The sequence below is a fragment of the Streptomyces sp. NPDC046197 genome (assembly GCF_040646295.1).
Taxonomy (GTDB): Bacteria; Actinomycetota; Actinomycetes; order Streptomycetales; family Streptomycetaceae; genus Streptomyces.
In genome coordinates this window covers 24,760-36,573 of the sequence record NZ_JBEYZY010000046.1, presented here as the reverse complement: position 1 = coordinate 36,573, position 11,814 = coordinate 24,760, and the positions used below count along the sequence as shown (strand labels likewise).

Annotated in this window: 6 protein-coding genes; 3 read left to right on the top strand and 3 right to left on the bottom strand. The window is 69.0% G+C overall.

All coding sequences use genetic code 11. The features are described 5' to 3' along the window. Positions 1-353: 353 nt before the first annotated feature. From AB0A61_RS36500 to AB0A61_RS36490, 3 genes are all read left to right on the top strand, one after another. A complete protein-coding gene (locus tag AB0A61_RS36500; RefSeq protein ID WP_361302453.1) occupies positions 354-4,670 on the top strand; it encodes a hypothetical protein in 4,317 nt (1,438 codons plus the stop codon). Positions 4,671-4,772: 102 nt separating this feature from the next. After that, on the top strand, positions 4,773-6,281 hold the full coding sequence (locus AB0A61_RS36495; RefSeq protein WP_361302450.1) for a toll/interleukin-1 receptor domain-containing protein: 1,509 nt from the start codon (positions 4,773-4,775) through the stop codon (positions 6,279-6,281). 192 nt (positions 6,282-6,473) lie between these two features. Then, positions 6,474-7,745 carry an IS256 family transposase gene (locus AB0A61_RS36490; protein ID WP_361302447.1) on the top strand — a complete coding sequence of 424 codons (1,272 nt, stop codon included), beginning with the start codon at positions 6,474-6,476 and terminating at the stop codon, positions 7,743-7,745. Positions 7,746-7,766: 21 nt separating this feature from the next. Here AB0A61_RS36490 and AB0A61_RS36485 read toward each other — a convergent pair whose 3' ends face one another. The 3 genes from AB0A61_RS36485 to AB0A61_RS36475 are packed head-to-tail and all read right to left on the bottom strand — an operon-like array spanning position 7,767 to position 11,772. After that, positions 7,767-9,134 (bottom strand): AAA domain-containing protein, encoded by a 1,368-nt coding sequence (locus AB0A61_RS36485; RefSeq protein ID WP_361302444.1) that lies wholly within the window; start codon positions 9,132-9,134, stop codon positions 7,767-7,769. Then, the gene (locus AB0A61_RS36480) at positions 9,131-10,633 is read right to left on the bottom strand and encodes a hypothetical protein (protein ID WP_361302441.1); all 1,503 of its coding nucleotides are present in this window, start codon (positions 10,631-10,633) and stop codon (positions 9,131-9,133) included. The genes AB0A61_RS36485 and AB0A61_RS36480 overlap by 4 nt, the downstream gene beginning before the upstream one ends. Next, positions 10,630-11,772, bottom strand: a complete 1,143-nt coding sequence (locus AB0A61_RS36475) for a nuclease-related domain-containing protein (protein ID WP_361302438.1) — start codon at positions 11,770-11,772, stop codon at positions 10,630-10,632. The genes AB0A61_RS36480 and AB0A61_RS36475 overlap by 4 nt, the downstream gene beginning before the upstream one ends. Positions 11,773-11,814 lie beyond the last annotated feature (42 nt).

Below are 11,814 nucleotides of genomic sequence, written 5' to 3'. Positions count from 1 at the left end.
CGTCCACGCCGACGTCTTCACCGGCTGAAAACGCGGATACCTCGTTCGTCCCTGCTCAAGGCCCATGAAAAATTGAGTTAACCCGAATCCGTCCAGAAGGGCGCACCCTGTTGGAGAGCGGCTGCGAGGCCATCTTCATCCTGCTGCGTGCGCTGCCGGACAGCGATGTGTAACCCCAGGAACCGCCGGCAACCGGACACGATCAGGATGAAATTGCCCGGAGCGGTCCTGGTCTGCTGTGCTTCTGCGCAGCTCGCCCCGAGGCCGGCCGTCGTAGGCGGCGTGTCCCGGGGTCGTGCGGGGTCGGTGTCACAGGGCTGCAGGACGGGCGTAGTCGAGGCGGGGGTAGGTCGGTGGGCACGAGTAAGGGGAAGTCCGCAAAGCACAGCTCGGGGCAGAAGAAGACCAAGTCGTTGGCAGCGGATCTCTCGGAACTGTTCACGATGTTGCGCTCGGGAGCCGCGAATGTGGCCGGGGTGACCTATCAGGTCGCGTTGTCGGCCATGCTTCTGGCAGCGGGCCGAGCAGGGACAGTGGCCGGCCTGCCGGTGATGGCAGTGATCCCGGAGTACCTGGAGGATGTCGACTGCCAACTCGCTGACGGAACCCGGCTGCTGGTGCAGAGCAAGGAACGTGGCCCGGGGGCCGCCGCCATCGCGAATGCGGAACTCGCCGAGATCGCGGCTCACGCGGCCCAGGCCCTCAAGCTCAGCGACGGGTCGGGGCTCGGCGCGCCGGGAGCGCCGCGCGCGCGGCTGGCGGTGGTCACCAACGGCTCGTTCGGTAGCTCTCTCCCGGTCACCGGGTGGACGCAGACACTCGACGAGGCTTTGACGGTGCAGCCTTCCGGCGCAGCGGTCCGGCAGAACCTTCTGGCCTCCTTGCGGGCCAGGTTGAAGGGCCTTGGCCTCGACCCAGGCCTCGCGCCGTTGGTGGTGGAGCGGACGCATCTGGTCCGCCAGGATGCTCCTGCCCCGGTCACCGCCGGCCTTCTGGAAGCCGGTCTGGGGCTGCACCCGGCGGTGGCGGAGCTACTGCGGGCCCGGTTGCTCACCGATCTGTCGGACGTCGCGGCCCGACAGCGCCAGACCACGTTCGACACTGCCGAGACCCGCACGGTCAGCGACCTGGACGCGATGGCCGCGCAGTTGATGCAGGAGGTGAGCGTCGAGTCCCTCGAGGAGGCGCTTCGCGCAGGGGTTTGCGCACCGTTGAACTTCCTGACCCCCTCCAGGGAGGATCCGCGGATCTTCTACGCGGGTGTCAGCGTGGCGCCCGGCCACATCGCCGCCGGGCTCGACGTGGTGCGTCCGTACGAGTGCCGGCAGGTCCTTGAAGGCCTCGCGGTGCGAAACCATGTCGTCATCACCGGTCCCAGCGGAAGCGGGAAGTCGGCGCTGCTGTGGCGCTGTGCCCGCCTGGTGGAGGCCGGCCCCCGGCTGCTGCAGGTGCTGCGGGTGGAGAGCACAGACGATGTCGAGTTGCTGGTCCGGCATGTACAGCGGGCCCGGCCCTCGGGCGAGAACCGGATCGTGGTGTGCATCGATGACGTGGGGCGGGCCCGGACAGGGGCGTGGGCTGACGCCCGTGACCGGCTACTGGCCCTGCCGGGTGTGACGGTGATGGCCGCGGCGCGGCAGGAGGATCTCACCCCGGCCCTGTCCCGCGGGGCGGTGCTGGTGGATGCCGCGCTGACGTCCAGCGCGGCCCGGGAGGTCTATGAAGCCGTGCAGGCGTCGGGGACGCCGGTGCAGATGGCCCGCGAAGAAGCTGTTGGGCGGGCCGGAGGGCTGCTGATGGAGTTCCTGGCGCTGGTGACGACGGGGCGCCGGCTGCGGGAAGTCCTGGCCGAGCAGGTGGCTCGGTTCGATGAGGCGCAGCGTGACGTCGAACGAGAGGTGCTGCGTCTGGTCTGCGCTGCCCACGCCCTGGGTTTTGAGACCTCTGCGGAAACCCTGCCAGCGGCTCTGGAGCGGCCGCGTGCCGAGGTCGAACGCGCACTGCATCGGCTCGTCGGTGAGCACATGCTGCTGGGGACCGGGGACGGCGGCCTGCGGGGGCTGCACGACCTGCGCACCGAGGTGCTTTTGGAACTGCTGCACGAGCATGGTCTTCCGCCGCTCGGTTCGACTTTCGCGGCCGCGGTCTCGGCGCTGGCTCCGGCCAGCCGCCCCCAAGCGCTCCGCCGTGCGGCCACCCGGGTTGCACGTGCATGCGCCCGCGGCCTGGAGGCGATGGACGCCACGGCCCGGCTGACGCGCGTGCACTTCGCGTTGAAGCCGCTGGCCTCGTGCATCGCCGCCCAGCTGCGCGAGCTGGCCGGGGCCATACTCGGCGCCCCTCAGGAGGGCAGTGCGGCGCTGGGGGCTGCTGCCCTGCTGGAGGTGGCGGATCGGATCGACACCATCGCGTACGTGTACGCGTCCTTGCCGCTGGCGGACGCTGTGCGCCCGCCGCACGTGGACCGGGTGATCATGTTGCGCCTGGCCTGGATGTCCCTCGACGGCATGGACATCAGCGAGCTGCCGCCGAACCCCATCCAGGTCCTCGCGCCGCTGCTTCCGCAGCGCTGTCAGCAGGCAGGACGCGCTGCCGGTGCGGCGGTGGGTCCGGACGGGCTGGTCCGTTTGCTCATCGCTGCACCGCTGGCGGATGCGGTGCGTCTGGCCGAAGCGGCCGAAACGCTGATCTCCCTCACTGCGGAGCAGGCCGCCGAGGCGTACCGGCACCTGGTACCGGCCCTGCCCCATCCTCCCGGAAGTGGACCGGGGATCCCGGCTGACCTGCGGGCGCAGCTGACCGCATCACTCGCGTCGCTGGCCGGTTTGCGGGGAGCGGACGTCGCGGCGGTATTCGGCGATGTCAGCCTGCGGGCCGTCGACGCGGTCGCCAGTGACCCGTACGGGCGTGATGTCGAGGTCTCCTTCGTGCCGGCCGGGGAGCTTCGCGCTACCGCCGCCGATTCGCTGGCCCGGCCCTGGACCTACTCCCCCGACCTGGCCTGCACGGCGCGCATGGTGTCCTACGCCCGCCGGCCCGAGACCCCGGTGCCCGCATCGGCATACGCACCGGAGAAGGGTGGTGACCCGCAGTCGGAGAACTCCCAGGTCGTGCGCTTGATGCGGCGGTTGTTCGACGCCTGTCCGGAAGTCGACCTGGTTCATGCGGAGTTGTGGCAGGCGAACGACAGGCCCCAACAGGTTCAAGGGGTCACCGACGGCGTCAAGACCATCCTCGCGGGCGTACTGCGGCGGGCGCGGGCCACCAGCCGGAACACCGCCTTGTATGCCGTTGCTGTCGAATCGGATCAGAACGAGAGCTGGACCCGCCGTTGCCGGGCTCAGGCCGAGCTGGTGCTGGACCTGTTGGCCCTGCTCGAGAAGCTTCCGTCCCGGCTTCGGCCGCGTGACACGGTGCCCGCCCGGCAGGAATGGACGGCGAAGGTGAAACGCGTGCACGAGGCGGCCGTCGCGCTGCCGCCGCGACCGGCGGACCCCGCTGCCCCGCTGTCCCCGGCCGAAGCCGAGATGGTGACGTACGCCGCGGCGGATGATGATGCGTCGCTGCTGGAGGCTGTCGAACAGGACACCGCGAAGAAGGCCCTGATTCATCTGGCGTCCTGTCTGTCCCAGGTGGCTGACTCCGCCGGTAGCGCACAGGGGTTGCGGGGCGCCGGTTCCCGGCTTCTGGACGCGGTCCCGGATCTGGAGCGCACCCGGGAGCAGGGCGCACCGGTGTACTCCGGCATCGGTGACACCTTGCCCGTCGAGCTGATCACCGTGGTGGCGCGGGCGGCGAAGTTGCTTTCCGCCGTCGATGAGCCTGCCGTCGCGCAGGCTCTGGGCCGCGGTCTCGGCGACCGCGGGCGCTTGGAGGCCGCGGTGGAGATGGCGCTGGAACAGGTACTGCAGACCGCGCTGCAGGCTGTGAGAGAAGTGCTCGAGCAGGTGGGCATCACGGTTAACGGCTCCGCTTTCGTCGCGGAGCCGACCCCGTTGGCGCCATGGCTGGACCACCAGGTCGTGGTGACGGTAGCGGTGGAACAGTGGCCACAGACCCAGGATGCCCTCCGCGCCTGGACGGCCGAACAGCGCTCGAGCACCAAGGTCCGCTGCCGCATTGCCTGCGTGCCGGTGGAAGACAACGAGGTCCTTCCCTTCGCCAGCTCAGTCCTCCCCTGCGGCGATGTGCTGCCTTTGGACGAGGGCCGCCTGAACGCGCTGGCCGACGGGCTGGGGCTGCAAATGCGCGGACGATCTATGCAAGAGGCTCTGACACAGCCCGTTCTTGACCTTCGTGCCTACTCCTACGACCTGGTCCGGCGCGCCCATCGTCCCCAGGGGTGGGCCCCGGGCCCTGAGCGCCCCACGCCCCCGGCCCAGATCGCCGCAGCCTTCGCCCGCGACCAAGCTGGCATCCTGGCGCAGGAGGAGGATCCTGAAGCTCTCTCGCTGCGCGACCAATGCCGGCTAATCGCGGTGCAGACCCTGCTGGAGGTGTGTGACCTGGTGGCCGCCGAGGACGGTCGCAGCCCCGGACTGGCTGCCGGGCTGTCCGCCCTCGACGTCGCCAACCCGCAGATCTCCCAGGAATACCCGGCCGTGGCCCGGCTCAACTTCGCCTTGACCGCGGCGATCGAGGCCGACCACGACCAGCCGCCACCAGGCTGACAGGCCGCCGGGTTCAGCCGCTTCCCACACGGCAGCAGTCGCCGACTGAGCCTGCTCCCACGCAACTCATCAGTGTCAGAGCTGGGACCTATCATCCGACGCATGAACGACGAAGTGGCCAAACACGTCTTCATCTCCTACGTCCGTGAGGACTCGGATCAGGTGGACGGCCTCTGCGCTGTCCTGGAGGCGGCCCAGATCCCGTACTGGCGCGACCGCAAGGACCTCGGGCCGGGGGACGCCTGGCGAGCCAAGATTCGGGCGGCGATCAGAGACGGATCGCTCGTCTTCCTGGCCTGCTTCTCGGACAACGCTCGGGCCAAGGACAAGTCCTACATGAACGAGGAACTGACACTCGCCGTCGAGGAGTTCCGCCAGATGCCGCCCGGACGCGTCTGGCTGATCCCGGTGAGGTTCGACGCGGGCGGCGTCCCCGACTGGGACCTGGGGGCAGGACGTGTGCTGAGCGACCTCAACTACTCGGACCTGTTCGGCAAGGACCACATGGCCCACGCGGCCAGGCTCGTCACCACGATCAGTCGCCTGCTCGGTGAGAAAAGGCCCGATCCGGCTACCACCCTCGCCGCCGTCGAGCAGGCGACGTCTGCGGACCGGGCGGACCTTCTCACACGGCTCACCAAGGAGATGCTCCTTGAACCCTCACGGCGCATTGAGTTGGACGACCTCATCTCGCAGGAAGTCCAGCATGTGCTCGCGGTCCTCAAAGACACGGACCGGCTGACCGGACCGCTGGGCGGCACGAACGAGGAGCAGATCGTTCGTATCGCCGAGGAGGCGCAAGGCCTTTGGACCCTCTCCAAGCCGTTCTGCGCGTCGCTTCAGGTGGCCTCCCGTTGGGGAGCGCCCGAATCGTTGCTGCCGTGGAGGAACGGCATTCGCTCCTTCGTCGCGGCGGCGACCAAACCGGAGAGCGGGAAGGCGGCACTCGTCGAACTCCGCCATCTCCCGGGCATGGTTGGCATCATGGCCGCCGCGCTCGCGTGCACGTCGAGCGGCAACTGGGCCAACCTCAAGTCACTCGTCGTCGACCCGTCGGTCAGGGACAGGTACGAGCAGAAGCCGACGCCCATCATCGAGGCAACAGATCCGTGCAAGCCGTTCGGCGCCCCCGCGAACCTCACGTCCCATGTCCTCGCCCGCTCCGCCACGACGGGAAGGGACTTGAACGAGGCGTTGAAGGACTTCACGGAACGCAGGGACAGCAAGTACCACACACCGGTTGCCGAGTGGCTGCATGCCATCCTTCACCCGATCTTCTCGGACCAGTGGCCGGACGATGACGCGTACAGCTCGGAGTTCGACCGGGCCGAAGCCGTTCTCGGGGTGCTCGCGCAAGACATGGCGAACGTGCGCGCGGCCGCAAATCCGCAGAAGCCGTCGTGGAGCCGCTCCCACTGGTACGGGCGCTCGACCTGGCGGTCCCACAGCCACGGCAACCCAGTTGCCGACCTCGTGCACGAGTTCGAGACTCAAGGTGCCCAATGGAGCCCTCTCACGCATGGGTTGTTCGGCGGCGACACGGACCGCGCCCGGGCTGCACTGGAGGCCTACCAAACGTCCTTCAACAAAATCGCGAGTCAGCAGTTCTAGAGGACGCCGGCGATGCCGGCATCCTCGAGTCGGGTCCATATCCTGAGGGACCGCGCACGCTGCGGGCGCGTGCCGCGGACTACTCATCCGCGTCGGCGGCCGGAGCGTGTCTGAAAGATCGTGTAAGTCCGTGATGTGACAGGCTGGCCGGGGCCCGGTTGCAGGGCCTTGACCAGCCCGGATGGACAGATCATGACGGACAAAGGAATCCCGGCGGTGGAGCCGGCCGAGGACAAACTGGTGGACGAGGTCGTCGAGCGGCTGATGGACCGCGCCGACGCCTCCGGAGCCGTCCTGCTGGGCGAGGGCGGCCTGCTGACCGCGGTCACCCGGGCCGTGCTCGAACGGGCCCTGGACGCGGAGATGACCGAACACCTCGGCTATGAGAAGCACGACCCGGCCGGCCGTGGTTCGGGTAACAGCCGCAACGGGACCTCGCCGAAGACCGTGCTGACGGACGCAGGTGCGGTCACCGTGTGCGTTCCCCGGGACCGCAATGGCTCCTTCGAGCCGCAGTTGGTGCCCAAGCACGCACGTCGGCTGGCCGGGTTCAACGAGCAGATCCTGTCGCTGTACGCCCGCGGCATGTCGGTGCGGGACATCCGCTCGCACCTGGCAGGCATGTATGGCGTCGAGGTCTCACCGGATCTCATCAGCAAGGTGACCGACGCGGTCGCCGACGAGCTGGCCGCCTGGCAGAACCGCCCGCTGGACGCGATCTGGCCGATCATCTACATCGACGCATTGTGGATCAAGATCCGGTCCGGATCGGTCGTCTCCAAGCCGGTCTACCTCGCCGTCGGCGTCGACATGGACGGCCGCAAGGACGTCCTCGGCCTGTGGGTCGGCGACGGAGGCGAAGGCGCCACCACCTGGATGACGGTGCTGTCCGAACTGCGCAACCGCGGAGTGGAAGACGTGTGCATCGTCGCCTGCGACGGGCTCAAGGGCCTGCCCGACGCGGTCACCGCGACCTGGCCCCGAGCCACGGTGCAGACGTGCGTGATCCACTTGATGCGGGCCTCGCTGCGGTTCGCGTCGAAGAGGGACCATCCCGCGCTGGTGCCGGCACTGAAGGCGATCTACACCGCGCCGACCGAGCAGGCCGCAGAGCAGGCACTGCAGGAGTTCTCCGTCTCCGAGCTCGGCCAACGCTACCCGGCGATTCTGCGCACGTGGCAGGCCGCGTGGAACGAGTTCACTCCCTACCTGGCCTTCCCACCGGAGATAAGGAAGGTGGTCTACTCCACGAATTTGATCGAGTCGATCAACGCCCGACTGCGGAAGACCACCCGCAACCGCGGGCACTTCCCCTCCGAGCAGGCTGCATTGAAGGTGCTCTACCTCGCAGTCCGCGAGCTGATCACCCCCAAGTCCCGCGATGTCAACCACGTCGCGGCACACTGGAAGACGGCGCTGAACCAGTTCTCACTGTTCTTCGAGGACAGGCTCAACGCCGAGTGAAACCCAAGGACTTACACAAAGTCACTGACACGTCCGGCGGCCGAGCCGTGCCCGGGCGTGGACGGTGTGTTCGGCCAAGTGGGCGAGGACTGCGTGGTTGGCCTCCCAGCCGTCGGCAACCTTGGAGGCGCCTCCGGGGTGTACAGGGTCGTTGGAGGGGTGGGTGTCGAGGAGTTCGGCGATGCCGACACGGGCCACGACGATGCAGGCGTGGCGGTGGCGTGAGGTGAGAACGCACAGGCGGCCGGCTTCCAGGTGGAAGGCGGAGGCGTCGCCGCGGCCGGAGAGGGGGTGCAGGACGATGGTGATGCGGAATTCGCAGCCTTGGAGTCGGTTGGCGGTGTCGACGGTGATGCCGTGCAGTTGGGGGTACTGGCGGGCTACGAGAGCGCGGATGTGGTGGGCCTGGCTGCGGTGGGCGGTGCCGATGGCGATGTCACCGGGCAGCAGGACGTGGCCTTCGGGGTTTTCCTCGCAGGTGGTGATGGCGCGCCGGGCCCGCAGCCGCTCGGCAATGCCGAGGACGGCCTGGAAGGCTTCGATGTCGTGCTGGCCGGTGATGCGGGCCGGTAGTTCGAGCAGTGCCCATCCGGTTCGGGCGGCGTGTTCGATGACCTCGTCGGCAGGGGTGCGCATGCCCGTGATGGAAAACGTGAGGGTGCGGTCGGCTTCACGGCTTGCGGCGTGGAAGGACGTGGAGGGGTAGAAGGCGTCGCTGATCAGGGGGACGGCTGAGGGCGGCAGGCGCCAGGACACGGGCAGGGAGTGGACGGGCAGGTCGCGGTTGTTGGCGAGCAGGACGGCGACCGCGCTGTTCATGGGGTCGTGAGACAGGCCTTGGAAGCGGTTGGTTTCGACCTGGGAGAAGGGGTCGAGTTGGCCGGGGTCTCCGACGAAGAGTGCCTGGTCGAAGATGCCGGCGGTCCACAGAAGCGTGTCGGAGCGCATTTGGTAGGCCTCGTCGATGATCGCCCATGGCCATCGGCGGTCGGTGACCGTGGCCCATTTCATGGCGGTTCCCACGATGACGTCGGCCGTCTTTTCGAGGTTTTCGATGCGGGGGCCGATACGGATGCCGGGATGTGCCTGCAGGTCGTGCGGCACTGTGTGTTCCGTTGCGGTGAGCCGGGCGGTGCGCAGGTGTGGGTGGTGCCGGGCGAATCGCCGCACGAGGTGGTCGACCTGGCTGTTGGTCTGGGCGATGACGACGCAGGGGGCGCTGGATTGCGCGAGGGCGACGGCAGCCTGGGCGACCAGGGTGGATTTTCCGGCGCCGGGCGGGGAGTCCACGACGAGTCCGGGGTGGGTGAGCCTGGGCAGTTGCTCCAGGATGGCGCGGGCGACCGTGTCCATCCGCTGCTGCGGCGATGGCTGATGGGGCGGTGTCACTGTTCTTCCTCGCCCTCGTCCTCGTCGCTGTCGTCCGGATGGTCGGCAGGAGGCCCGCCGTGGGTCCAGGGTGTCTGGTCTCGTGAGGGGAATTCCGGCATCCGGTAGTGGTCGGGTGCGATGGTGAACACGAGGAAGGCGCCGGCTTCGGGCAGGACGGCATGGTTGGGGCGGGCCACTGTGCCCATGCCGGCGGTAATCTCGAGTTCGACGAGGGTGTCGCCGTCGGCCGGAGTGACCTCGCAGATCTTGTAGCGGGCGTTGCGGTGAGTGTGGCAGGCCAAGAGCTGGCCGGGTTCCATGGGCACGGGGTCCGGGGTGGACACGGTGAGGCGGGGCCGCCATTGTGCTCGTCCGGTGGGTCCGCGAAGGGTGTGCTCCGGGTCGATCGTGGTGACGGGACCGCCGAAGGCTTCGCCGGTGGTGCGCAGTTCTGCCCGTGCGAAGGGGTCGTCGGCGGCGCGTTCGGCGGCGAAGGCGGCGGCTGCTTGTTCCATGCGGGCCAGGCGGACGGCGGCGGCGATGGCGTGGTCGCGGGCTGGCCGGGGGCGTCCGTCCTGGGCCAGGTAGATGCATTCGTCGGTGAAGGCAGTACGTTCGTGGTCCCAGCGGCGTGCGGTGCCCTTGGCCTCGGGGAGAGCATGCAGGAGCGCGTAGGCGTGCCACATGAGGTCCCAGGTGGGCTGCACGTAGGTGGCCAGCAGGCGGTCGAGTTCTTGCAGGGTGCGGGTCTGCTCCTGATCCCGGGCCTGGCGCCGGGCGCGGGCGTAGGCGTCGAACAGGGGCGCCAGTTGGTCGTTGTCGAAGGCGGCGTCGGTGGCTGGTCCCGCCGGGCGGTGGGTGGCCGGGTCTTCTGCCTCCAGTGCAGCGTCGCGTCCCGAGGCTGCGTGGCGGGGCGGGTCGATCCAGGCCAGCAGGGTGGCCAGGTCCTCGTCCTCAAGGGGGCTTTGGCCGCTGACCCAGTGCATGCCGAGGAAGCTGGTCATCGGGGTGAGGGCGGCTGAGCCGGCCAGGTCGGCGCGGTCGGTGAGATAGGTGAGCCAGTGTCCCAGGCGCTGGACGGCTCGGGAGTCGGGATTCTGGCCGTCGGCGCTGCGGAATCGCAGGGCGTCTCCGAGGTCTTTCAGGTGCTGCACGGTCTGAGGGTTGGGGACGAGGATCTGGGGGGCGTCGGTGTAGCGCCGGCGGGCCGGCTTGCTGGAGGTGGCGGGCAGGTGTTCGCTGTGCCGCTGACAGGCGTCGATGTAGGCGGTGACGGCGTCTGCCAGGGAAGCGAGCATGGGGGCGGTGCTGCCCGAGGGCGGCGCGAGCAGGAGCCGGGGGCGGTACGGATCGGTGCCCAGCATGACGGCCAGCGGTCGTGCGGCGGGCCCGGTCTGCTTCAGCGCCAGCAGCATCAGCGGCTGGTCGCTGAGGTGGAGGTGGCGCAGTTGGCTGGCGCGTTGGGCGTTGCCGGTGGAGGCGGCGCGCATCCGCAGGAGTGAGGTGAGCCGGATCATGCGGTGTCCGTCTGGAGGTCTGCGTGGATGCGCTGTGCGTGGCGCAGGGCCTGGGTGATGTCTTTCTGGCCCCGTGAGGGGTGCAGGTGGCCGTCGGTGAGGGCCAGGGCCGTGGCGATGGTGTCGATTCCCGCGAGGTCGTCGCGGACTGCGGTGCCCAGGGCCGCGGTCCTGCCCTGGTTGCGGGCCTCGGTGCGGCAGTGGAAGGCCAGGTCGCAGTGGTGGCGGCAGCCGGGGGTGTAGTACGGCCGCACGGTGGCGAGTGCGGCAACGAGTTCACCGCGGGGTCGGGTCGGTCTCTGGTCGGGGCCTGGCGCCAGGTCGAAGGTGGTGCCGGGGGGAAGCTTGTCCAGCAGTTCGGGCAGGCGCCGGAGTCTGCCGAGGTGGCGGCTCAGGTTCTTGATCTGCTTGTGGGCGCTGAAGGGCGTGGCGGTGGGGTGGCGGGTGAAGTTGCGGGGGTTGACCAGGATCACGGTGTCGGAGACGCGGTCTGGTGGGAGGCCGTCGCCGGCGAGGAGTTCCCGCAGGGCCAGGACGTAGGCTGCGGCCTGGGTCAGCGCTGCGTTGGTCTTGATGGGGTCGGGCTGTCCGTGGATGACGGGGAAGGATTTGATCTCCACGACGTGGAAGAGGCCGTCGCGGTGGAAGGCGATGATGTCGGGCTCGAGGTAGGTCTGGTGGCCGGCGACGGTCAGACGCAGTACGGGGTGGTCGAGCAGGGTGCGGGGAGCCGGCTTGCGGTGTGCTGCGCTGAGGATGCGGGAGCGGGTGTGGGCGCGGCGTAGCCTCAGGGGGGACTTGTCGTCATCGCTGCCGACGCTGTTGACGTCCTCGTAGGACACCTCGGACGGGGTCAGGCTCAGGGCTTGGCGGAGCAGCGGCACCAGTGGTGCTCCGGCTTGGGCGGTGACCTCGCGTTCGAAGGTGAGGCCGTAGTCGAGGGCGAGCTGGGATTTTCTCAGCGGCCGCGGGAGGCCCAGATGGGCGGCGAGGGCGTCTTTGTCGATGCCGGCCGCGTCCAGCAGGGAGCGGCGGTCGCAGCTCGGATTGGCGGTCAGCGCTGCCAGGGTGCGTGCATTGTGTGGGATGGGCGGCGCGGTTCCGCGTAATACGCCCAGTCGTGCGTCGAGCGAGCTCACTGTTTTCCTTGGCGGGACAGGGCACAGCCGTGCTGGTTGCAG